Source organism: Rossellomorea sp. QJM3NY_18, from assembly GCF_056173145.1.
Map to the genome: position 1 here is coordinate 3,920,001 of NZ_CM149659.1, position 23,720 is coordinate 3,943,720.

General features: G+C 46.9%; 8 protein-coding genes, 24 tRNA genes and 3 rRNA genes (1 of these 35 only partly in view). 2 read left to right on the forward strand and 33 right to left on the reverse strand.

The features are described 5' to 3' along the window. From rrf to AC0VXY_RS20320, 28 genes are all read right to left on the reverse strand, one after another. A 5S ribosomal RNA gene (rrf, locus tag AC0VXY_RS20185) occupies nucleotide 1 on the reverse strand; it reaches 116 nt to the left of the window's first position. A 231-nt stretch (nucleotides 2–232) separates the two neighbouring features. Continuing rightward, nucleotides 233–3,168, reverse strand: a 23S ribosomal RNA gene (locus tag AC0VXY_RS20190). 231 nt (nucleotides 3,169–3,399) lie between these two features. Next, nucleotides 3,400–4,951, reverse strand: a 16S ribosomal RNA gene (locus AC0VXY_RS20195). The 16S, 23S and 5S rRNA genes sit together here with 24 tRNA genes alongside, the layout of an rRNA operon. A 300-nt stretch (nucleotides 4,952–5,251) precedes the next feature. After that, nucleotides 5,252–5,326, reverse strand: a tRNA-Asn gene (locus tag AC0VXY_RS20200). Nucleotides 5,327–5,335: 9 nt separating this feature from the next. Next, nucleotides 5,336–5,412 (reverse strand) — tRNA-Ile (locus tag AC0VXY_RS20205). An 11-nt stretch (nucleotides 5,413–5,423) separates the two neighbouring features. After that, nucleotides 5,424–5,497: transfer RNA gene (locus AC0VXY_RS20210), tRNA-Gly, on the reverse strand. A 9-nt stretch (nucleotides 5,498–5,506) separates the two neighbouring features. Then, nucleotides 5,507–5,580 (reverse strand) — tRNA-Cys (locus AC0VXY_RS20215). A 2-nt stretch (nucleotides 5,581–5,582) separates the two neighbouring features. Then, nucleotides 5,583–5,657 (reverse strand) — tRNA-Gln (locus AC0VXY_RS20220). A gap of 8 nt (nucleotides 5,658–5,665) precedes the next feature. Further along, a tRNA-His gene (locus AC0VXY_RS20225) sits at nucleotides 5,666–5,738 on the reverse strand. Between the two features lie 17 nt (nucleotides 5,739–5,755). Continuing rightward, a tRNA-Trp gene (locus tag AC0VXY_RS20230) sits at nucleotides 5,756–5,829 on the reverse strand. A 109-nt stretch (nucleotides 5,830–5,938) separates the two neighbouring features. After that, a tRNA-Tyr gene (locus tag AC0VXY_RS20235) sits at nucleotides 5,939–6,022 on the reverse strand. A gap of 36 nt (nucleotides 6,023–6,058) precedes the next feature. Beyond that, nucleotides 6,059–6,134, reverse strand: a tRNA-Phe gene (locus AC0VXY_RS20240). 129 nt (nucleotides 6,135–6,263) lie between these two features. Further along, nucleotides 6,264–6,340, reverse strand: a tRNA-Asp gene (locus AC0VXY_RS20245). Between the two features lie 78 nt (nucleotides 6,341–6,418). Then, nucleotides 6,419–6,492: transfer RNA gene (locus tag AC0VXY_RS20250), tRNA-Met, on the reverse strand. Between the two features lie 169 nt (nucleotides 6,493–6,661). After that, a tRNA-Ser gene (locus tag AC0VXY_RS20255) sits at nucleotides 6,662–6,754 on the reverse strand. A 6-nt stretch (nucleotides 6,755–6,760) separates the two neighbouring features. Then, nucleotides 6,761–6,834: transfer RNA gene (locus AC0VXY_RS20260), tRNA-Ile, on the reverse strand. 29 nt (nucleotides 6,835–6,863) lie between these two features. Continuing rightward, nucleotides 6,864–6,937: transfer RNA gene (locus tag AC0VXY_RS20265), tRNA-Met, on the reverse strand. A 65-nt stretch (nucleotides 6,938–7,002) separates the two neighbouring features. Further along, nucleotides 7,003–7,078 (reverse strand) — tRNA-Ala (locus AC0VXY_RS20270). Between the two features lie 7 nt (nucleotides 7,079–7,085). Continuing rightward, nucleotides 7,086–7,162, reverse strand: a tRNA-Pro gene (locus tag AC0VXY_RS20275). A gap of 5 nt (nucleotides 7,163–7,167) precedes the next feature. Beyond that, nucleotides 7,168–7,244, reverse strand: a tRNA-Arg gene (locus tag AC0VXY_RS20280). Nucleotides 7,245–7,337: 93 nt separating this feature from the next. Further along, nucleotides 7,338–7,426, reverse strand: a tRNA-Leu gene (locus AC0VXY_RS20285). A gap of 5 nt (nucleotides 7,427–7,431) precedes the next feature. Continuing rightward, nucleotides 7,432–7,506: transfer RNA gene (locus AC0VXY_RS20290), tRNA-Gly, on the reverse strand. Between the two features lie 8 nt (nucleotides 7,507–7,514). After that, nucleotides 7,515–7,599, reverse strand: a tRNA-Leu gene (locus tag AC0VXY_RS20295). 65 nt (nucleotides 7,600–7,664) lie between these two features. Continuing rightward, a tRNA-Lys gene (locus AC0VXY_RS20300) sits at nucleotides 7,665–7,740 on the reverse strand. A gap of 11 nt (nucleotides 7,741–7,751) precedes the next feature. Beyond that, a tRNA-Thr gene (locus tag AC0VXY_RS20305) sits at nucleotides 7,752–7,827 on the reverse strand. Between the two features lie 116 nt (nucleotides 7,828–7,943). Further along, nucleotides 7,944–8,019 (reverse strand) — tRNA-Val (locus AC0VXY_RS20310). 34 nt (nucleotides 8,020–8,053) lie between these two features. Next, nucleotides 8,054–8,128 (reverse strand) — tRNA-Glu (locus tag AC0VXY_RS20315). Between the two features lie 417 nt (nucleotides 8,129–8,545). After that, nucleotides 8,546–10,612 carry a class I SAM-dependent methyltransferase gene (locus tag AC0VXY_RS20320; RefSeq protein ID WP_475526333.1) on the reverse strand — a complete coding sequence of 689 codons (2,067 nt, stop codon included), beginning with the start codon at nucleotides 10,610–10,612 and terminating at the stop codon, nucleotides 8,546–8,548. 109 nt (nucleotides 10,613–10,721) lie between these two features. Here AC0VXY_RS20320 and AC0VXY_RS20325 point away from each other — a divergent pair, with 109 nt between their 5' ends. Further along, entirely contained in the window at nucleotides 10,722–11,084 is a 363-nt protein-coding gene (locus AC0VXY_RS20325) for a DUF948 domain-containing protein (protein ID WP_475526334.1), read from the forward strand. A 43-nt stretch (nucleotides 11,085–11,127) separates the two neighbouring features. Here the strand turns inward: AC0VXY_RS20325 and AC0VXY_RS20330 are convergent, their stop codons facing one another. Together AC0VXY_RS20330 and AC0VXY_RS20335 are read right to left on the reverse strand one after the other, a co-directional pair. After that, nucleotides 11,128–11,442, reverse strand: coding sequence for a DUF5658 family protein (locus tag AC0VXY_RS20330; RefSeq protein WP_475526335.1), 315 nt, complete (start codon nucleotides 11,440–11,442; stop codon nucleotides 11,128–11,130). 223 nt (nucleotides 11,443–11,665) lie between these two features. Next, the gene (locus AC0VXY_RS20335; protein WP_475526336.1) at nucleotides 11,666–17,239 is read right to left on the reverse strand and encodes a pullulanase; all 5,574 of its coding nucleotides are present in this window, start codon (nucleotides 17,237–17,239) and stop codon (nucleotides 11,666–11,668) included. Nucleotides 17,240–17,536: 297 nt separating this feature from the next. Between AC0VXY_RS20335 and AC0VXY_RS20340 the strand changes: the two genes are divergently transcribed. Continuing rightward, nucleotides 17,537–19,657: a GDYXXLXY domain-containing protein gene (locus tag AC0VXY_RS20340; protein WP_475526337.1), complete on the forward strand. Its 2,121-nt coding sequence runs from the start codon at nucleotides 17,537–17,539 to the stop codon at nucleotides 19,655–19,657. A 123-nt stretch (nucleotides 19,658–19,780) separates the two neighbouring features. On the opposite strand, the gene AC0VXY_RS20345 is transcribed toward AC0VXY_RS20340, so the two are convergent. The 3 genes from AC0VXY_RS20345 to AC0VXY_RS20355 all read right to left on the reverse strand — a co-directional run bounded on the left by AC0VXY_RS20345 (nucleotide 19,781) and on the right by AC0VXY_RS20355 (nucleotide 23,658). Beyond that, the gene (locus AC0VXY_RS20345) at nucleotides 19,781–20,533 is read right to left on the reverse strand and encodes an ATP-binding protein (RefSeq protein WP_475527910.1); all 753 of its coding nucleotides are present in this window, start codon (nucleotides 20,531–20,533) and stop codon (nucleotides 19,781–19,783) included. Further along, entirely contained in the window at nucleotides 20,421–21,311 is an 891-nt protein-coding gene (locus AC0VXY_RS20350) for a magnesium chelatase domain-containing protein (protein ID WP_475526338.1), read from the reverse strand. Before AC0VXY_RS20350 ends, AC0VXY_RS20345 begins: the two co-directional genes overlap by 113 nt. A 292-nt stretch (nucleotides 21,312–21,603) precedes the next feature. Continuing rightward, nucleotides 21,604–23,658, reverse strand: a complete 2,055-nt coding sequence (locus AC0VXY_RS20355; RefSeq protein ID WP_475527911.1) for an SA1320 family protein — start codon at nucleotides 23,656–23,658, stop codon at nucleotides 21,604–21,606. Between the last annotated feature and the right edge of the window lie 62 nt (nucleotides 23,659–23,720).

Here is a 23,720-nt window from a genome sequence, read left to right on the forward strand (position 1 = left end):
ACGACTATTCAATTGAAGGAATTGTTCCTTCAAAACTAGATAAAGAATTGATGTCAAGAAAGCCGAATATCGACCCATTGTTGTATCTACTATTACAAGTAGATAGTAATCCAGCTCCGGCGGCTAGAGACTCGAGGTCACTTCAGTTCAATCAGCTGAGGGTAAAAAGCACCCTCTTCTGATTGCCCAGAAATGCTTGTCGTCTCTGTTCAAGCCGCCTCCGCTTTATAATGTGGTTAAGTCCTCGATCGATTAGTATCAGTCAACTCCACATGTCGCCATGCTTCCATCTCTGACCTATCTACCTAGTCATCTTCTAGGGATCTTACTCACTTACGTGATGGGAAATCTCATCTCGAGGGGGGCTTCATGCTTAGATGCTTTCAGCACTTATCCCTTCCGCACATAGCTACCCAGCGATGCCTTTGGCAAGACAACTGGTACACCAGCGGTGCGTCCATCCCGGTCCTCTCGTACTAAGGACAGCTCCTCTCAAATTTCCTGCGCCCACGACGGATAGGGACCGAACTGTCTCACGACGTTCTGAACCCAGCTCGCGTACCGCTTTAATGGGCGAACAGCCCAACCCTTGGGACCGACTACAGCCCCAGGATGCGATGAGCCGACATCGAGGTGCCAAACCTCCCCGTCGATGTGGACTCTTGGGGGAGATAAGCCTGTTATCCCCGGGGTAGCTTTTATCCGTTGAGCGATGGCCCTTCCATGCGGAACCACCGGATCACTAAGCCCGACTTTCGTCCCTGCTCGACTTGTAGGTCTCGCAGTCAAGCTCCCTTGTGCCTTTACACTCTGCGAATGATTTCCAACCATTCTGAGGGAACCTTTGGGCGCCTCCGTTACTCTTTAGGAGGCGACCGCCCCAGTCAAACTGCCCACCTGACACTGTCTCCCACCCCGATAAGGGGCGCGGGTTAGAATTTCAATACAGCCAGGGTAGTATCCCACCGATGCCTCCACCGAAGCTAGCGCTCCGGTTTCCAAGGCTCCTACCTATCCTGTACAAGCTGTACCAAAATTCAATATCAGGCTACAGTAAAGCTCCACGGGGTCTTTCCGTCCTGTCGCGGGTAACCTGCATCTTCACAGGTACTATAATTTCACCGAGTCTCTCGTTGAGACAGTGCCCAGATCGTTACGCCTTTCGTGCGGGTCGGAACTTACCCGACAAGGAATTTCGCTACCTTAGGACCGTTATAGTTACGGCCGCCGTTTACTGGGGCTTCGATTCGCACCTTCGCTTGCGCTAAGCACTCCTCTTAACCTTCCAGCACCGGGCAGGCGTCAGCCCCTATACTTCGCCTTACGGCTTCGCAGAGACCTGTGTTTTTGCTAAACAGTCGCCTGGGCCTATTCACTGCGGCTCTCTCGGGCTTGCACCCTACCAGAGCACCCCTTCTCCCGAAGTTACGGGGTCATTTTGCCGAGTTCCTTAACGAGAGTTCTCTCGCTCACCTTAGGATTCTCTCCTCGCCTACCTGTGTCGGTTTGCGGTACGGGCACCTTTTTCCTCGCTAGAGGCTTTTCTTGGCAGTGTGGAATCAGGAACTTCGCTACTATAATTCGCTCGCTGTCACAGCTCAGCCTTCACGATGATGGGATTTGCCTCATCATCAGCCTAACTGCTTAGACGCACATATCCAGCAGTGCGCTTACCCTATCCTCCTGCGTCCCCCCATTGCTCAAACGGAAAAGAGGTGGTACAGGAATATCAACCTGTTGTCCATCGTCTACGCCTATCGGCCTCGACTTAGGTCCCGACTAACCCTGAGCGGACGAGCCTTCCTCAGGAAACCTTAGGCATTCGGTGGATGGGATTCTCACCCATCTTTCGCTACTCATACCGGCATTCTCACTTCTAAGCACTCCACCAGTCCTTACGGTCTAGCTTCGCAGTCCTTAGAACGCTCTCCTACCACTGACACCTAGAGGTGTCAATCCACAGCTTCGGTGATACGTTTAGCCCCGGTACATTTTCGGCGCAGAGTCACTCGACCAGTGAGCTATTACGCACTCTTTAAATGGTGGCTGCTTCTAAGCCAACATCCTGGTTGTCTAAGCAACTCCACATCCTTTTCCACTTAACGTATACTTTGGGACCTTAGCTGGTGGTCTGGGCTGTTTCCCTTTCGACTACGGATCTTATCACTCGCAGTCTGACTCCCATGGATAAGTCTTTGGCATTCGGAGTTTGTCTGAATTCGGTAACCCGATGAGGGCCCCTAGTCCAAACAGTGCTCTACCTCCAAGACTCTTACACATGAGGCTAGCCCTAAAGCTATTTCGGAGAGAACCAGCTATCTCCAAGTTCGATTGGAATTTCTCCGCTACCCACACCTCATCCCCGCACTTTTCAACGTGCGTGGGTTCGGACCTCCATTCAGTGTTACCTGAACTTCATCCTGGACATGGGTAGATCACCTGGTTTCGGGTCTACGACCACATACTAAATTCGCCCTATTCAGACTCGCTTTCGCTGCGGCTCCGTCTTATCAACTTAACCTTGCATGGGATCGTAACTCGCCGGTTCATTCTACAAAAGGCACGCCATCACCCGTTAACGGGCTCTGACTACTTGTAGGCACACGGTTTCAGGTTCTATTTCACTCCCCTTCCGGGGTGCTTTTCACCTTTCCCTCACGGTACTGGTTCACTATCGGTCACTAGGGAGTATTTAGCCTTGGGAGATGGTCCTCCCAGCTTCCGACGGGATTTCACGTGTCCCGCCGTACTCAGGATCCACTCAAGAGGGAATGAAGTTTCAACTACAGGGTTGTTACCTTCTTTGACGAGCCTTTCCAGACTTCTTCGTCTACTTCATTCCTTTGTAACTCCGTATAGAGTGTCCTACAACCCCAAGAGGCAAGCCTCTTGGTTTGGGCTATATCCCGTTTCGCTCGCCGCTACTCAGGGAATCGCAATTGCTTTCTCTTCCTCCAGGTACTTAGATGTTTCAGTTCCCTGGGTCTGCCTTCCATACTCTATGTATTCAAGTAAGGATATTGTTCCATTACGAACAATGGGTTCCCCCATTCGGAAATCTCTGGATCAAAGCTCACTTACAGCTCCCCAAAGCATATCGGTGTTAGTCCCGTCCTTCGTCGGCTCCTAGTGCCAAGGCATCCACCGTGCGCCCTTCATAACTTAACCTAAATTTCGCTTTATCAGCTTTGCTGCTAAATCAAAATTTGATCACTTACTAATTAAGGTTTAAACCCTAAAATGGCGATACTCGGTAATTTCTTGACTATCAATTTATCTTTATCTAGTTTTCAAAGAACAAATCCTTTTTTATCTCGTAAGAGACAAAAAGTTTTGATGGTTGAACCATCAAAACTGAACAAAACTTCGACTGTCAACGTTTTTGTAAATCTTCCTTAGAAAGGAGGTGATCCAGCCGCACCTTCCGATACGGCTACCTTGTTACGACTTCACCCCAATCATCTGTCCCACCTTAGGCGGCTGGCTCCAAAAGGTTACCTCACCGACTTCGGGTGTTACAAACTCTCGTGGTGTGACGGGCGGTGTGTACAAGGCCCGGGAACGTATTCACCGCGGCATGCTGATCCGCGATTACTAGCGATTCCAGCTTCATGTAGGCGAGTTGCAGCCTACAATCCGAACTGAGAACGGTTTTATGGGATTGGCTAAACCTCGCGGTCTTGCTGCCCTTTGTACCGTCCATTGTAGCACGTGTGTAGCCCAGGTCATAAGGGGCATGATGATTTGACGTCATCCCCACCTTCCTCCGGTTTGTCACCGGCAGTCATCTTAGAGTGCCCAACTGAATGCTGGCAACTAAGATCAAGGGTTGCGCTCGTTGCGGGACTTAACCCAACATCTCACGACACGAGCTGACGACAACCATGCACCACCTGTCACTCTGTCCCCCGAAGGGGAAAGCCCTATCTCTAGGGTTGTCAGAGGATGTCAAGACCTGGTAAGGTTCTTCGCGTTGCTTCGAATTAAACCACATGCTCCACCGCTTGTGCGGGCCCCCGTCAATTCCTTTGAGTTTCAGTCTTGCGACCGTACTCCCCAGGCGGAGTGCTTAATGCGTTAGCTGCAGCACTAAGGGGCGGAAACCCCCTAACACTTAGCACTCATCGTTTACGGCGTGGACTACCAGGGTATCTAATCCTGTTTGCTCCCCACGCTTTCGCGCCTCAGTGTCAGTTACAGACCAGAAAGTCGCCTTCGCCACTGGTGTTCCTCCAAATATCTACGCATTTCACCGCTACACTTGGAATTCCACTTTCCTCTTCTGCACTCAAGTTCCCCAGTTTCCAATGACCCTCCACGGTTGAGCCGTGGGCTTTCACATCAGACTTAAGAAACCACCTGCGCGCGCTTTACGCCCAATAATTCCGGACAACGCTTGCCACCTACGTATTACCGCGGCTGCTGGCACGTAGTTAGCCGTGGCTTTCTGGTTAGGTACCGTCAAGGTGCCGCCCTATTCGAACGGCACTTGTTCTTCCCTAACAACAGAGCTTTACGATCCGAAAACCTTCATCACTCACGCGGCGTTGCTCCGTCAGACTTTCGTCCATTGCGGAAGATTCCCTACTGCTGCCTCCCGTAGGAGTCTGGGCCGTGTCTCAGTCCCAGTGTGGCCGATCACCCTCTCAGGTCGGCTACGCATCGTGGCCTTGGTGAGCCGTTACCTCACCAACTAGCTAATGCGCCGCGGGTCCATCTGTAAGTGATAGCTAAAAGCCACCTTTCAACATTTCCTCATGCGAGGAAATGAGTTATCCGGTATTAGCCCCGGTTTCCCGGAGTTATCCCAGTCTTACAGGCAGGTTACCCACGTGTTACTCACCCGTCCGCCGCTGATATCAGGGAGCAAGCTCCCATCAATCCGCTCGACTTGCATGTATTAGGCACGCCGCCAGCGTTCGTCCTGAGCCAGGATCAAACTCTCCGATAAAAGTTTGAATAGCTCTTTAAAAATAAATCTAGAATTAACGTTGACGTATTGTCTTGTTTTGTTCAGTTTTCAAGGTTCAATGTGTAAGTCCTTCTCTCGAAGCGACCCTTACTATGCTACATGATTGTTAACCTGTTGTCAACAACTCTTTAAAAGAAGTTTTGATCAAGTTTTCATATTACGTTGCTCGTTTGCAGCAACAAATAATACTTTATCAGTTAACTTCGTAGAAGTCAACTTCTTTTTATAACTTTCTCAAAAAAAGAGATCGTTGTTCCATTATCTTCAATAAGAAGATAATGGCTCCGCAGGCAAGATTCGAACTTGCGACCGATCGGTTAACAGCCGATAGCTCTACCACTGAGCTACTGCGGAATAATGGAATGGTGGGCCTAAGTGGACTCGAACCACCGACCTCACGCTTATCAGGCGTGCGCTCTAACCAGCTGAGCTATAGGCCCAAAAATGAAATTGGAGCGGGTGAAGGGAATCGAACCCTCATCATCAGCTTGGAAGGCTGAGGTTTTACCACTAAACTACACCCGCGTGAATATTTGGAGGCGGCAACCGGATTTGAACCGGTGATAAAGGTTTTGCAGACCTCTGCCTTACCACTTGGCTATGCCGCCGTTGGCTGGGCTAGCTGGATTCGAACCAACGCATGTCGCAGTCAAAGTGCGATGCCTTACCGCTTGGCTATAGCCCAATATAAAGGGCGACTGATGGGAATCGAACCCACGAATGCCTGAACCACAATCAGGTGCGTTAACCACTTCGCCACAATCGCCATGCTTGAAATTTCTTTGGCAGGGGCAGTAGGAATCGAACCCACACCAAAGGTTTTGGAGACCTTCGTTCTACCGTTAAACTATGCCCCTGTGATATATATTAGTTTTTAAAAACCACCATGCTACTTGGATCATAATGCTCCGCTCCACGTGGTTTAAGGAAGATTATTTCACTCCGCTGTCGCTTCGTAAAAAATCTTGGTGGAGGGGGGCAGATTCGAACTGCCGAACCCGAAGGAGCGGATTTACAGTCCGCCGCGTTTAGCCACTTCGCTACCCCTCCAAATAAAATAAATACTTAAAGGTTCTTAAGTATAAATGGTGGCTCAGGACGGAATCGAACCGCCGACACATGGATTTTCAGTCCACTGCTCTACCAACTGAGCTACTGAGCCAAATATAATATGCATCCTACAAATAGAATGTTGTAGTCCATCGTCCAGCTCTCAGGAAGCCGAATCAAGAAGTTGCTTGAGCCGTATTATATAGGAGATTAAATTTTCAAATGACAATTAAAAGATAAATGGCGGTCCGGACGGGACTCGAACCCGCGACCTCCTGCGTGACAGGCAGGCATTCTAACCAACTGAACTACCGGACCAAAGTTTTTCACGATAGTGAAAATAACTATCCATGCGTGACTCATCAAAGAACATCCTATCTTTAGTCAAAAATGGTATTGCGGGGACAGGATTTGAACCTGCGACCTTCGGGTTATGAGCCCGACGAGCTACCGAACTGCTCCACCCCGCGACGATAAAATATCATTAAGTTTCCACTATCCCATTATGCATCACGCAGATCCACCCCGACTTCAGTAAGCTCATTCAAGCTGCAGCTCAGTCGGTGCGCTGATGTGAACGCTCCGAAGATTATTCGGTCGTGCTCCACCCCGCGACGATAATATTTTTCAAAGAGAAAATGGAGGAGGAAGGGGGATTCGAACCCCCGCGGGCTGTTACACCCCTGTCGGTTTTCAAGACCGATCCCTTCAGCCGGACTTGGGTATTCCTCCGTATAATGGACCCTGTAGGACTCGAACCTACGACCGGACGGTTATGAGCCGTCTGCTCTAACCAACTGAGCTAAGGGTCCTTATAAATCGTACGTTATGTATTAAGTAATAGCGGCGGAGGGGATCGAACCCCCGACCTCACGGGTATGAACCGTACGCTCTAGCCAGCTGAGCTACACCGCCACGAATATAATATGTTTCCCTTTTTAAAAAACATTAAAGTTCGTTTCACTGCCGTGAAATAAACTTGGTGGAGCCTAGCGGGATCGAACCGCTGACCTCCTGCGTGCAAAGCAGGCGCTCTCCCAGCTGAGCTAAGGCCCCAAAGAAGTGGTCGGGAAGACAGGATTCGAACCTGCGACCCCTTGGTCCCAAACCAAGTGCTCTACCAAGCTGAGCTACTTCCCGATATTTGGCGCGCCCGAGAGGAGTCGAACCCCTAACCTTTTGATCCGTAGTCAAACGCTCTATCCAATTGAGCTACGGGCGCAGAATGAAATATAGTTTTTTCAATAAGTAACGTAAGGATAGATATTTTGCTGGTGCAAATTAATGATAGTTATTTTGCTTTCGCAAAAAACTTTGGTGCCGAGGACCGGAATCGAACCGGTACGGTAGTCACCTACCGCAGGATTTTAAGTCCTGTGCGTCTGCCAGTTCCGCCACCCCGGCTAGTTTGGAGCGGAAGACGGGATTCGAACCCGCGACCCCCACCTTGGCAAGGTGGTGTTCTACCACTGAACTACTTCCGCAACAAAAATGGTGCGGGTGAAGGGACTTGAACCCCCACGCCTTGCGGCGCCAGATCCTAAGTCTGGTGCGTCTGCCAATTCCGCCACACCCGCATGAATCTTTGTTTTTCACATCGAAGAAAAACAATGGTAAGATATTTTGCCGAGGCAAAAATCTTTGGTGAGCCATGAAGGATTCGAACCTTCGACCCTCTGATTAAAAGTCAGATGCTCTACCAACTGAGCTAATGGCTCATAAAACCAAATGGTGCCGGCAAGAGGACTTGAACCCCCAACCTACTGATTACAAGTCAGTTGCTCTACCAGTTGAGCTACACCGGCGTGTATAATCGTCTATTAAATTCCGCTTAACGAAAGTAATTCCTCGAAGCAGTTCAAGAAAAGATATTTTGCTGGCGCAAAATTTAATGAAGTTTATTTTACTTTCGTAAAAAACTTGGTGGAGGATGACGGGATCGAACCGCCGACCCTCTGCTTGTAAGGCAGATGCTCTCCCAGCTGAGCTAATCCTCCATATTAATGAGCTATTATTTGTTTGTTAAAAAATTGGTGACCCATACGGGATTCGAACCCGTGTTACCGCCGTGAAAGGGCGGTGTCTTAACCGCTTGACCAATGGGCCGATATTTTGAAAAAATCCCGTTCAAGGACATGTATTACTATATCAATTAATTTCGCAGAAGTCAACTTCTAATTAACAGTTAAAGAACACCTTTTCGGATCTACTAATTATAGCATTTTGTATGCCGAAAAAGAATATACCATATCTTCAAAGAGTATATCAATAGATATTTTTAACCTTCATTAATTTTTTCTGATTCTAATGTTAAATGTGCAGGAGTAGATCTGCAATGTTTTATACTTTCCTAGAAGAGATAGCTTGCATTATTTTAAACAATCGTTTGTTTAGTCGGTTTCCATCTTGTCTTATAAGGGATTTACCCATTAATCAAACGTTTGTTTAATAAATTTTTATAATACTGAATCGATAAACAGATCTCACCCTTTATCACCCAGAGTGAGATCTGTTAGCATAGTGTTATTTCTTCTCAATCACTATAAAACACGTACTATCCGGAAGGCGCGCCGGCTTTCCTGTTTCATCGGTAAGCTCGATTTTATGGGCTAAATGTTCTTCGTATCCTTCTTGCAGGTAATGTTCAAATACCATAATTTCAACCTGACCTCCGAGCGTCGCCTGGATAAATTCCCGAAAGGCAGATGGGGTGAAATATCCGAATTGTTCCTGTACTTCATGGGGGTAAGCTTCTTCTCCCCACGTATACGTATAGAGAAATTCCATCGCATCGTTTACATTGAGAAGGACAGCATTGTCTCCCGCTGAACGATAAGTGATCGACCTCCCCTTGAAGTCCCCAACGTACCTCTTGAAGAAGGAAAGGCCGTGTGCGTCTTTAAAGCGAATGATCCGTTTCTCTTCCACTGGCTCTGTCATGATGCCGTCCCGGATGATGATCCTTCCTTTTGGCCTGAGAGCTTTAAGGGAACTCTTTAAGGTTTGGGCAATGACCCCATGATTGAACTTTTCACCTTCGTACGGGATGTAGGAGAACATCTCATGGAGGATCGACGAGAATACGATCGTGTCGGCCCCTGCCTCCCCGATGTAGTTTTCAAGCTTTAGGGCATCCCCCTGCATGACTTCCCAAGGGGCACTTTCCCTTTGCTTCTTCCGTTTCAGTTCCTCCACCACATTGACGGCAATGTCAATTCCGATGACGGTGGCCCCGGGGTGGTGACGGGTCAACAGGTCCAGCATGACCCCACCCCCCGGACCGATATCAACCATTGTCTTTCCTACAGCGTAATCTGAAATCTTTTTCTTGAAGTCCTGCGAGCTGTTCATATCACTTAGGTAGGTTTGTTCATTGTTCAGCCTGTCGTAAGCATCCTTCCTGAAGTTGAACAGGTCATATAACAGGACGATGGCCCGATCATAAAGAGGTGATTTTTCAGCTTCCTGGCAGAATTCAATCAGCTTCTCCCCTGCCCGTGAAAAAGAAAACCCGACACTCGCCATTTCTTCCTGTTCATGAAAGGGCACTGCCCTCAACTGCACATGCTCATTTGCTGGATGTTTCCCATGGACGATTTCTTCAATTGTGCACTCGTCAAGATATGATTCTATGATTCTTTTTTTATAGACATTGACGGTCTTTCGGCCTTTATAGTCGTAATACAGTTCCTTCATCATGGGCTCAAAGGAAAGCTGTTCCAAGGCACCCTCCCGTGTCTGTCTTTCAATGAGCAGAAAGATCTTGATAAATTCTTCAAATGTAAAATCCGTAAGGGACGCTTCTACATACCACATATCCGTTTTCTTAAAAAAACGTACCAGTAGCTTTTCTGCATCGGGATTGGAACTCAGCCATTCATCGTATACAGCGTCCAAGTTTTCCCCGCGCAAAGAAGCAAGATTCCGCAGCCTTCGAAGTCTTTCTTGAAAGGTTTGCTCTTTGGACATTTCCCCGTCACAAATCCAGCGGTTCACTTCTTCCATTTCCTTTTGAACCGAACTCCAGATCTCAGGGGATACTCCCGCTACAATACATTGATTCAGTGTATACAGAAGGTGAAACATTTCTGGTGTGGCTACTTTTAGCAGAGGCTTCATGGATGAGTACCTGACTTCACCCCGTATGTATTGACCGGCGAGACCGTGTGTCAGGATCAGCACGTATAGCAGCTCCTCCCGCTCACGATTACGTTTTGATTCAGGTAGTTTTTCCATTTCCGAGGCATAAATTTGGGCCGACCCGATATTATGAATGGCGAGGTGAAAGCCATGATCAAGCCACTCTCTCCGTTGGTGGGGTAGGCCGCACTTAGCCGTTTCGCTCCACATGAGGACTTCTTCCACTAACCCTTTCTCTTCTTGGGGCAGACCCAACCCGTCCAGTACTTGGAGTGTTCTCTCTACGTATTCCAGGACCGGATTTTGTGCCATCTGTTCAAGCGATTCGACTTGTTCAAGGTTCACATTCTTCTCTTTCGTAAGAGAAAGGTATTTGAGCCACGTATGTTCCCGCAGTATGAGTGTATTTCCTAATTTCAGTTCGGCGATTGCACGTAAGGATGAAAGCATCGTTTTCGCTCCCTCTTTCTAGTTATTTATCCATCATACCTCACTCTGGGAAGGAATGTCTGAATTTCCTTTTTCATAGACTTAATGTAAAGGAAGGGAGCTGGTCTCAATGCTTGAGTGGAGCGCGGCTATCGCAGCCGTTGCATTTACGATTCTCGTTGCTTATTTGATTTTGACATTAAGACGAGTCATGAATACGCTGGACGAAACGAAAAAGACGCTGTCTGACACGAGGAACGCCGTAAACGGCATTACTGAGGAAGCAGAAGAACTGATTCATACCGCCAATCAAATTTCTGTTGATGTAAAAGGAAAGATGAAAGCCGTTGATCCGTTGGTGGAAAGTGCACATGATGTCGGGGACATGATTCAGAGTGTGACAAGCTCCGTGAAAAGAGCAGCATCGCAAAACCGCACTCCGAAGACCATCCACACTCAGGAAAGCAAACCGGTGCAGATTAAATTGAAGTAATTGGAAAAGGGGCTGAAACGGCCTCTTTTATTTTTGTCCATTCTCAAGCAAGTCCACCTGCTACCTCCAACAACCAGTACCCATGCATGAGAAAAACACAGCTGTAGGACACTGCCGCAAAGACTGACACGAGAAGCAACACTCTTGACGACCGTTTATCCGTTTTAAGATGAAAAAGAAGGAACAGCAAAACGAACGAGAGACCGACCTTCAACAGTAGAAACAACCAAGGGTCCGTGAGATAAAGGGTATGCATGAGGGGATTGGATTCTGATATATAATGAAAGTGCAAACCATACATCGTGACGAATGCGTCTACGAGGTTGAGGAGTAAGATATAAAGCAGCAGGTACCTCATCAATCGATTCTCCTATTCGTTATTTATGATGGCTATATCCTATCATACCACAATATTCTCTATAACACTTTTCATTTGTTCTCAATAAAGAAATTAAACAAACGTTTGTTTAGCTCTCTATACACTTGTATTTATACGGATGGAACCACTATTCAAACGTTTGTTTAAATTTCCTCAAGAAAAATCCCAACCCTACGAATAAGGTTGGGATTCCATGATTCTATCAATGTTTCTTTTTCTTTTTCCCTTTCCCTTTCTCATCCACTTTGATCACAACAGTAGTCAAAGGATCCAGGGTCAATGTGTCGTCGCTCATGCTGAAGCCTGATTTCTTTGAAACAGGATGTGTCCCCGCTTCATCGTTATCCACGACCACTTTTCCTTTCGAGAAGTCATAGTCTCCGATAGACAGCGTCCTTGCTTTATCATCCGCATTCACAAATACATAATAGTCACCCGTATCATCCGTCGATACGTTTTTATACGCAAGCAGTAGGTCCGTATCAGCGATTTCAGGGATATCCATCAGGGAAACATTTTGATCGACCAGCTCTTTGTCGCCGAGTCGGAACGCATTGGTGGATCTTCTCAGCTTGATCAATCCTTCTGTGTATTCCCTTGTGGTTGTGTTGATTTTGTATTTCTTCTTGTTCGTTGCTTTTTCCCAGTCAAACATGTTGATGGCGTCGGATGAATCGTATGAGTCGTGGATGAAGTAGCCGAATGGGTCTCCATTTTCGTCCTCTAATTCATGATATTTCTGTTCCGGTACGCCTTCGCCCATCCACTGCTTGGTCCGCCCGTATTCCTGGCCGGCGTGAAGGAAAGCCGTTCCCTGGGATGTCAGGATCATGGAGTTGCCGAGTCTGATCCGTTTATGGATTTCCAGGTTGTTCTCCGGTATGGCCGGATCTTTCTTAATTGATTGGGCAATCACATCGTACAGCGGCAGATTATCATGGGCTGCGATGTATTGGACCATATCGCCAGGATCGTCGTCAGCAGTGTTACCCGGCTGGCCTTTGATGTTGTTGAAAATGGTATTGATATCACGTGCGCCGCCAGTTAAGAAGCGAGGCTCTCCTTCTGAACCGAATCCCGATTTTAACTCATTACGGATTTCGTCCGAGAACACGCCCACGTCGTCGGTTTTATCCATCCAGTCCTGGTCGGCTCCCATTCCTTTTAATGAAGGATCCGATAGATGACCGGCGAATGTTCTCCAGCCTTCCCCGATGAACAGGGCGTCCGGGTTGATTTCAGCTGCTGCGTCATATGCTTTCTGGATCGCAGGATAGCTTGCATCCCCCATCATATCAAAGCGCATGCCATCAATTTTGTATTCGTCGAACCAGTATTTCACAGAATCCACCATCAGCTTCTCAGCCATCACATGATTGGTGGCGAGGTTATTCCCGAAGCCTCCGAGGAAGTTCCCCTGCTCATCCTGGAACGCATAATAGTTCGGCACGATATCGTTCAGTGTGCTCGTTTTGGCCATATGGGTGTAGACGACGTCGAGGACGACTCCCATGCCTTTATCATGAATCGCATCAATCAATCGCTTCGTTTCTTCGATGCGCAGCTGTGGATCGGTGGGATCCTCCGAATACGCACCGTCCGGGGAGAAGTAGCTGTGAGGATCATAGCCCCAGTTGTACTCGTTGCCTCCCGCAGAATACTCAAGCTCCCGTTCACCCATCTTCGTTTCATCACCGTAATACCAGGCCATGATCGGAAGCAGCTGGACGTGGGTCACACCCATTGATTTGATGTAATCAAGCTTTTTGATGAAGGCGTCATACGTGCCCCATCTTTCCTTTTTCAAATCCTTCTCGATGGACGGGTCGGACGTGAAGTCACGGACATGGATCTCATAGATGACCGCATCCTCCCGTTTTTCATAACCATCGATGGAGGCATGAGTGAATTTCTTAGGGTTCGTCCCCTTCAAGTCGACGATCGCCGCTTTTCCGACGTTATCGCCGTCAGGGCCTGCTTCACCCTCTGTGTTGACGGTAAAGGCTGCCATGGATTTGGCGTACGGATCGAGAACTTTTTTTGTTACGCCGTCATTGGTGACTTCGTATTGATAGTAGTAACCTTTCAGATCCTTCACACTTAACTCTTTCGCTTTCACGTCTGTCGACCAGACGCCTTTTTCACCAAGAGTCAATTCCACGCTGCCGATCTTCGTTGCAGCATCTTTTTTATCATAGAAATTCGCCACCACTTTACTTGCTTTCGGTGCCCACAGTTTTAACGTGGCATTTCCTTTTTTGTATGTGGCACCAAGGTCATCCCCATCGTAAGCATACTTGTTATCAAGCAGTCGCCATCCGGCTTCTGCAGAAACGGTCCTGCCCGAGTAGGTGATGGAGAGTGGCAGTTTATCCAACCCGAAGTCAGCTTTCACCTCCACTGTTTTGTCTCCCGTGATCTTGACGCTGTTTACTTTCACATCGGAGCCATCGCTGTCTTTGATGGCCAAACCTGAAAGCAATGCGTCTTCCGTCAATCCATCCGTCATCGTAAAATTCAGGCGAATCGTGTCATCCGAAATGACTTCAGATGAAACGAGTCCCGTCGCCACATCTCCATGGGGAGAAATGAAGACATTATCCTCGCCCTCTTTCACCCATAATTGATCATACTTATCGAGGAGGTTGAACGTTTTGTCTCCACCATCCTTCTCACCGGTTGCCTCATTCAATACAAGGAAGCCGATCTGCTTGGCATCGTCATTCAATTCAACGTCTACATACGCGCCATATCGATCCTTTTTTGAAAAATCCAGAGCGCCTGTCGGCCAGTCTGCTGTAGGAGATTTCACATCTCCCCACGTCCATAGACCGAAGTTTTCATAATTCCCGTCTTCACGGTCATAATGGATTCGCACCGTGTTTTCCGGCAGATCCACCGGCTCATACGTATACACCTTATCCGATCCCTGCTCGATCCAGATTTCGTTCACGTCAGGATTTGTGATTGAGAAGGATTTGTCTCCGCCGTCCTTACCCGCATCGCCTTTCGTTATATCCATGACGAGGAATCCGATGTTTTTTGCCCCTTCAGCAAGCGGCACATCAATGTATGCCCCGTAGCTGTCCGTTTTTTCAAACATCGTCGCTCCTGTCGGCCAGTTTGCCGATGGAGAAGCCACATCATTCCACAGCCATGCACCGAAGTTTTCGTAGTTGCCATCCGTACGGTTATAGTGGATGCGGATGTTGTTTTCAGGTACAGGTTCCGCTTCTGGATCTTCTCCTCCACCTGCTGCAGCACCTGTGATGTTTCCTCCTTCAACAGTCAGCAGTGCCGTACCTCCGTCTGCTTTAGAAGGAAGGGTCAGTGTTACTTTACCCGATTCAGTTGTAATATAGGTTTCTCCAGAATAAGCATTTGTCACGTCCGCATCAGGAGAATCAACCGTCAACGTGATCTCTTTCGCTTCATCCGCCACGTTTAACCCAACGTATACGGAGTCGTCTTGGTAATCACGGGAGAACAATAGGAACTGGTCGCTGTTCGAACCGCCAACTGTATGTCTTTCACCCTTCGCGAATACATCCGAATGGGCCCCCCTGAAGTTCAAGATCTTTGTATAGTGGTCCAGCACATCATTATTCTCTACATCATCCCAGTTCAGGTCATAGCGGTTATCATACTGAGGATAATTATTCGCTCCGCTCTGCCCCAGCTCCTCACCATAATAAATGACCGGCTGCCCTTTCGACGTCGCCTGCAGGGATGCAGCAAGCTTCAGCTTGCCTTTGTCCCCACCAAGTGAATACAGGAATCCGTCTTCATCATGGCTTCCCAGGAATTGTCCCAGCGTGGCCGTGTTATCGATCTTCCCGTTTCGGGCCGTCAGCTTATCATTGGCCGCTTTCAGATTGCCGTCCACAAACTCACGGGCGATATCCTTGAATCCGAAGTCGAGGAGGGAATCCATCATCCCCGTATCAAGGTAGCCATAGTCATTGTCAGCACTTGCGCCCCAGGCTTCACCGATCATTTTGTGCTTCGGCATTTTTTCCGTGATGGCGTTTTTGAAAGCCATCCATGTGGCGTCTTCCACATGCTTTACGGTATCGACACGGAAATAGTCGATTGTATTACCCTTATCCGTTTTCGCTTTCTCGATCCAGTCGGTCTGCCAGTCGATGATCTGCTGGCGCACTTCAGGATTTTCTGTCATCACGTCGGGAAGCCCGGCCAGTTCACCAACCACTTCGTCTGTGCCAACATTGCCCTGACGAAGGATATCGCTGTACTTTTCACGTTCGGCGTCAGTCGGATACCCGGCAGGACGCTGATCTTCAGGCAGATCGCCGTCGATTTCCTTCAACCCATAACCGGTGTGATTCAACACGACATCCACCATGATCTTGATCCCGCGGTCATGGGCCTCATCGATCAGGTTATGGAAGTCGTCCATGCTTCCGAAGTGAGGATTGAGCTCGCCGAAGTTGCTCGCCCAGTAGCCGTGGTAGCCGAAATAAGGCTCCCCCGCTTCCCCTTTACGCACATCGTACTTGACGTTCTCCACAACCGGACTGATCCAGATCGTGTTCACGCCAAGCTTATCAAGGTAATCGAGTTTTTCCGTGATCCCTTTAAAATCTCCGCCCTGATACGTTCCACGCTTACTTTTATCATATTTCAGTTTGTACGGATCATCATTCGATGTATCCCCGTTGAAGAATCGGTCCGTCAGCATGAAATAAATGATCGATTCATCCCAATCAAGGTCGGAATCACCGACAGACTGCCTTGCTTTCACTTCGATTTCAGTGCTTCCTTTATAGATGTTTCCGTAAGAGTCCACTGCTGTTAAAGGAATCGTCTTCGTTCCTGCCGTAATGTCATCATCTACAGAAAGCGTCACTTCATTTAGTGACGGATCGATTTCGAGTTTCTCCGATCCGCCTAATGAAGAAACATCAGCTGTGATTTTTTGAATCTTTAAACCTTCTGTCAATCCTTCGATGTCAACATTCAAGACGGCGTTATCATTGTAGTCCACAGCTGCAGGAGCCACAGAACCCGTCACTGTCAGATCGGCTTTCTGGAAATCAAGAACCGATTTGCCATCCACCGTATTGTAAGGATCGCTCACTTCCGTCGTCACACCATCTTTTGTGACTAAAAAACTGTACTCATTTTTCCCGTTAGGAATGTTGTCGTATGGCAGAACGAAACGCTCATTCTCCGGCTCATACGTCATTTCCTTCATTTCCCCGTTGTACTTCAATTCGACTTTCTCAATCTTATCCATTTGATCATTTTTAAAAAGGTCCTTGTCACGATAGTAGAATGTCGCATTCCCTTGATCGATGACCGGTGCGGAACCGTCCGGTACGATGCGGATCTCCTCGACACCGCTTGTTATGTAGGCCTTTGTGAGGGTGTCATTCTTGTTCACCTTGATGGAACGATCGCCGAATTCCTTCTCCGCTGTATTCCAATCCTCGGTACTCCGAAGGACAAATCCGAACTGCTCCGTTTCAGGTGCGACAGCGATGTTCGCTACCGCCACTCCGTTTTCATAGGAGTCGAAGTTGATTTGATCATCCTTCACCCCTGTATTCCATGCCCATATGTTCCAGCCATCGTACGTTTCATCTTCACGGTCATACGTGAAGCGTACCGTGCGGTCACCGGAATCCGCTGCTATCGCCGTCTCATTCCCGTCGGCAACGGCAGAAGCCGCCGGAGCGAATGGTGACCACAGACTGATCAGCATCATCAATGTCATAATCATTGAGACGTGACGCTTAGTCTTGTTTCTCATTCATGTTTTCCCCCTTAATTGGATAAGTAGAATAATAAAAGTGCTCGTGATGCTATTGTGGAAACGTTTGCACAATCGGTTAAAAAAATGTGAGGTGCCTCCCGGGGGAGTTATTTCGAACTAATGCAAACGCTTGCAATTGTCTGTCTTTTTTATTTTACAATAGTTGGGTTGTGGGTGGCTATATGACTATTGGGGGATTTTTTACTTATTGTGCTTGTTCAGTAGAACCCTCTTGCTCCTCCATATATAAGCCTATACTCTCTTGCGCTATCATATAATAGAAGGAGGGATCTTATGAAAGAGGTGAGTTTTATGAAAAAAATGGTGTCACTTACCTACTTATTCGGAGTTGTCTTCATTTTAACCAGTGCACTTTATTTTTTCGCTTCTAACTGGCAGATGTTTTCTCGGCTTGAGAAAGTGGCTTTAGCGGGGGCTCTGATTGTATTGTTCTATGGAGCCGCTTTTCTGTTGGACCGTGTTTTGAAGGGAGCCCATTTCCTTTCCAATTGGCTGTTGGTCAGCGGGGTGATATCCTTTGGCCTTTCCGTTGGGTTGCTCGGACAGCTGTACAATTCCCATGCGGACAGCTATTTATTGTTTCTTGTCTGGTCCATTCCCGCCTTGCTGTTCAGCTTGTATACACGATATGGCGGATTTTACGCATTAACCCACATCCTCATCCATTTGACGATTTACTTTTATTTGTTCCCATCCACGCCATTCGGGGAGTGGACCCTCGCCCATACGTGGATTGCATTCGGAGTCAGCATCGCGAATATGATCATATTTTTCATCATCAAAAAGGGATATATCCATTCAAAAACGTTGTTTTACCTGAGTCTTGTCTCAGCCAATCTTCTCCTTATCGTCACGGCTTTTGATAACGAGTATTCCGTTTTCTTTACCCTGTTTTATATGGGCATCCTCGGAGTCGGGGTTTACCGGTATTTTAATAAGGAAACATCCATCTTTATCATTCTATCGATGTTCGGAACGGGCTTTATCATCATTAAAATGTTCGAGTTGATGGCAAGATACGTGTCCAGTCTGTTCTTCGTCGGTCTCTTACTGGCCGCCATTTTGTTATTAGTGGGAAGTGTTTTCCTTGTGAACTACTTACGAAAGCATTCCGCTTCCCGTCATTGGACAAAGACGATCTTCGTGGCGAGTGTCACGACCATCGCTTCTGTTTTCATTGTAGCGTCTGTTTTCGGTCTGCTTTCATTGTTCATGGTGGATGTCTCCATGATCACTCTATTTGTTTTGGCGACTGTATTCCTCGTCATTCCGAGTACGATAACGTGCTGGCCGTCTCCGGTAAAGTATTCGCTTATGATGACCGGCATCGTCATTGGGATGATAGCAAGTATGTTTGATGAATTTTCGTTTGTGATGTTCTTTGTTTTCGCCTTCCTGTTTTACTTTGAAAAACGGACTGCTGCAAGATTTATCTTTTACCTGCTGTTTCAATTGAATACAGCTATCTTCTTAGGGCAAACGGTGGAACTGGGTGTTCATGCCCTTCTTCTGGTGATGGTGTTCATAAATGTGATCGCTTATCTTGCGTTGAAAAATATACAGGTCCTTCAGTATGGAGCGTTTCTCAGTGGATTCATAGCCCTTTTCTCGTTAACGACGATCGATTTATCGTTTAGTCTTCATATTGGTTATTGCACTCTGTTTTTTCTGATGGCAACCTTATGCGTGTATGTTTTCAAAAAGCAGGGTCTTCAGATTTATTGGGTTTCATCCCTTGTATTCTGGTTCATGCTTATCATCCAATTGTATTATGATCTCGCCTGGAAGCTCGTTCATAAATCGTTGCTCCTTGTAGCGTTGGGCATCGTCTTCTTACTGGTGGCTGGCTACCTGGATAGGAAAGCTGGCTTTGAACAGAAATCGCACTCGATCCTTGCAGGGAAAACGCTCGGTATCCTCTTCATCATTTGTCTTCAAGCTGGATGGATCGGGTATCAGGTGTATTCCAACGAAACGCTATTGCAAAACGGGGAAACGGTCATCCTGGAACTTCAACCAGTCGATCCGAGGTCCCTCCTTCAGGGTGATTATGTGGAATTGAACTACAGTATTTCACAATTGGAGGATACCTCCATCGATGACAACGGGCCCGTCACGATTGTATTACGTAAAAATCTACAGGGCATCCATGAATATACAGGAGTTTATAAGTTTAATGGAAAATGGAACGCGCCTTATGAAAAGAAACCCGGGGACGTGCTCTTAAATGGAAAAGTGACAAGCTCGTGGGGAAACAGTGCCCAGGTCACGTATGGAATCGAACATTACTTCATCCCCGAAGGAACCGGGCTTGAGGTTCAGGGGAAGGTGAAGACTGCGGTGGTGAAGGTGAGTGATAAGGGGGATGGGATATTGGTGCGGTTGCGGGACTGAGTGTTCTGCCTCCTATTCTGATTAGAGTGAAAAAGGTTGGCTATTAGAAAGTATCTCTGCTATCAGCCAACCTCAAATATATAAAGCTTTTTTAAACTTTTGCCACCGAAAGGTAAAGTTCAACTACCGCGCGAGAAGAGGTGTGTTTCGAACACTAGGTCGTCTATGCAGCTTAACCGCTTCCCAAATATGTTGTTCTTTGACATGGTGGGAGTCATTCAAATCGGCAATGGTTCTGGCAAGGCGAATAATCTTTATCTGCGTTCGATTGCTCCAGGAGTATTTTGAGGAAAGTTTGTATAAAAAAGAAAGATGTTCTTCAAGGGAGGGGCTCCCCTTCATTAACCTTTGATAATGGACTCTTCCGTTACATATCTCTTCTTCGTATCTTTCATACTGCCGGTCCCGTGCACTATCCACGCGCTGTTGAACTATGTGGGAAGATTCATGATGATTTTGTTTATAGTCTTGCAGATTCACTGGAGACAGGTTAAGAAACAGGTCAAACCTGTCTCGAATAGGTCCTGACAGCCTGTTCTGATAGGCGACAATTTGTTTTGGAGTACATGTACAGTAGTGAGTCAGTGAACCCATATAACCGCAGGGGCAAGGATTCATGGCACCTATCATGATGAAACCTGCAGGGTAGGTGACGGTGGAGTGCACTCTGGAGATCGTGACCTTACCGCTTTCGAGGGGCTGTCTTAGCATTTCCAACGTTTTCTTCGAGAACTCCGCTATTTCATCAAGGAAGAGGACGCCTCTATGAGCTAAAGAGATCTCGCCGGGTTTTGGATGTTGGCCACCTCCAATGATGGATACTCCGGAAGCTGAATGATGAGGGTGACGGTATGGGGGGGCTTGAAGAATAACGATTTATACTTGTGCTAAGCTGGTACAAACTCATGACTTCAAATTGAGCTTCTTTGGTCAGTTTAGGAAGAATGGATGGAAAGCTTTCTGCCAGCATACTCTTCCCACAGCCAGGTGGACCTATCATAAAGAGGTGATGTTCACCTGCCGCTGCAATTTTAATTTCCAGTGCATGCTTTGCATGAGAGTGTCCGATAATCTGGTTGAAATTGATGGGTGTGAAAGGATCCTCCTTCTTTTCATATCCCTTTGGAACAATCGGTAGGATGCTTTTGCCCGAGAGATGCCCGATAACATCCTGCAAAGAGGACACGTATACGATTTCTAAGTCTTCTATTTTCAGAGGCGGCAGTTCAGGATCAACAGGCATGTAGATTTTCCTGATTCCTATCTTCTTGGCTGCCAACACAGCTGGAAGCATTCCCTCTACTGTTTGTAAGTGGCCATCCAAGGACAATGCACCCAAGAAAGCAGTTGATTCGGGACATTGACAGGTGATTTCATTCATGCTCATGAGAATCCCAAGAGCCATTGAAAGATCATAAAGAGGACCTGTCTTTTTTAACTCGGATGGCGACAAGTTAATGATAATTCTCTGATTCAGAAGGGGATAGCCCATGGAGTGAAGTGCTGCCGTAATCCGCTCTTTTGATTCTTTCAGTGAAGCATCAGACAATCCGACAGTAACAAATGCCTTTGTCCCCTGCATGGACCTTACTTCTACACTCACCTTATAGCCTTCTAAGCCTTTTAAACCAATACTAGTTACTTTACTGATCATGGATGTTCCTCCTATTTCCCTTAATAGGATTGATAACGGATCGAAATTTGCTTTTGAAAAAAAGAAATGGGGTGGATTGTTTATAAAGGTGGAAAGTTGCGGATAAATGGATCACGCGACTAAAAAAGGATACATAAAGTAGATTTCATCGAAGGAGCGGAAAAAAAAGCGTATATAGGAACGTGTGTTCTATTTTTATATTACTGTAATTGTTTAATGGTGTCAATATATTCAAAAATTGTTCTTCACCTTATTTTCTCAAAAAAAAATAGGAACAAGTAAGCACCTGTCCCTATAATGTGACACGATCCACTTGTTCACGCAGTAGGATCATGTTGTCTTTCAGCCTCTTTGAAATTTCGCACAGAGCTTGAACGGATTTTCCTTTGTGATGGCTAAGCTGGTAGACGATATCTTCAAAGAGCAGCTCCATCTCTTCATGGATGGCCATGGCCGATACATTGTAAAGGTGGATATTGGCGTAGCCCGTTGAATCAAAGATGGCAGCGTCGATATAGGGCTTGAAGCTCTCCAGTAAAGCAGGGAATCCGATGGTCAATCTGGTTAACCCATCCCTGAGACCCTCAATGGTTCCAGCCAGTTCGTCGATTGGCTCCAATGCGGAAGATACGTATGAGCGGATTTTGTCATCGAAGTCTGAGAAGATGCTGATGATTTTTCCAGGCACGGTGCCACTTAACGCGATGTTCATGGCTCCTTTGATTTGCGCTGATATCATCTCCAACGTATTCTCAATGGCGAACGCAATTCCAGTCAAGGTTCCTAACAGCGGAAGAAGCAGACCGTGTGAAGCTCCTTTGAAACTTTCAAAGGATCCTTCCAATAATACTTCTTTCACCTTCATCCCTAAAAGCATATGGTCAGAGGTTTGCAGGATATAATCGTTTTTCTTCGGCATCGTCACCGTATGCTGAACGGAAGTCCCAGATGAAATGCTGGCGCTTAAGGAGGCATCCCGCTCACCGAAGTTCGTTCCCAAGTCTGAGATCTGTTGTGTGAACTCTGCAATGTTACTATTCAGCTTTGCAGTATTGTGGTTGATAATTTTATAGTGTGCAAGAATATCGTTTACTAGAACATCCTCAAGGGTCTCTTTCCCCCCACTGAAAAGCTGCGGGATTTCTTTATGAAGGATGTTCTGAAGGAAACCGGTCATATTGGTGATTCCACCTTTGAACTCTAATAACTGACTCCGTGCCTGCCCGAAAATACTCTCCACACTGATACTTCTATTGAATAAGTGCTCAACTAATTCAGCAGGCGGGGAATTCAACACTCCATTAAGAGATCGGCTTGCATTTTCAGCCATATCTACAAGGGAAATGAGATGATCGATTTCTGAGGTCAACCGGTAACTGGTTGTCGTGATGCCGATGAATAAGGGATTACCAATCAGATTTTCAAAGGAATCCTCAAAGATCATCTGCAGGCGGCTCAATCGCTCTGAATGTCGTTCACCTTCATGCTGGGCGATCTCTTCTGAATGGATCAGGTACTCCTGAGCATGACCCAGCCTATCCGACACATCCCCTTGCATCGCTTCTGCCAACAGGTTGAGGTTGTCACGATTGATTTCGATTCTATCTGAATGTCCGCTATAAAGGGGCTCACCGGTCCAGATGCTTGTCATGATGTGGGCATCGGCTTCGTCATAGATTTCACCATAACCTGGTTCTCCATCTATGCCAATAACGTATTTTCCCCCATCGGTATATCCTGTGTGATTATTTTTCAAGATGCTAAACTTTTCACCGATCTGTGGTATGCCTGTTGATATATCATACCTCTTACCAGGGATGCGTGAATCGAGATGCAAGGCAATAAGGGTGCCTGTCAGGACATCATTGTTGGTAAAGTAGTTGGTGATGTTGTCGTAGTTTTTGTTTGGATCGATTACACCTTTTGGTTGAAGGGCCGGATTAAGAGTAACGGCTTTTATATCCGGGCGATTTCTGACAGCGTAGGCTGCCAAAGGACCTCCAAGGGAGTTACCGGTAACATAATTAACACCATTTTCATTTTCTTTATCTACTTTAGCGCAATACCTTTCAGCGGCTTCGAGTTGAGGGAGTGTTAAATCGCTTAAAAGCTGGGCATCGGTTAAGATATCTTGTTTCCCATTTGCAGCACTAGCATCCGTACCGACATAAACGACGGAAATTTCTTTTGTCTTTACGTTTTCAACGGTCAAGGCATCCAGTCCAGTCGGATCTTCATATAAGGTATCTATCACCTCGTATTCATGTCCGTTCACTTCAACGATTTTATGCTTAGTTGGCTTCTGGTAAGCTACTAATCCCGCTAATTCAACTAGATCTTTATCCATTTCCACTTGGTTTACAGCTGCTACGTCTTTAACTGCTGTTATAGGTTTGTGTATTTTAGTCA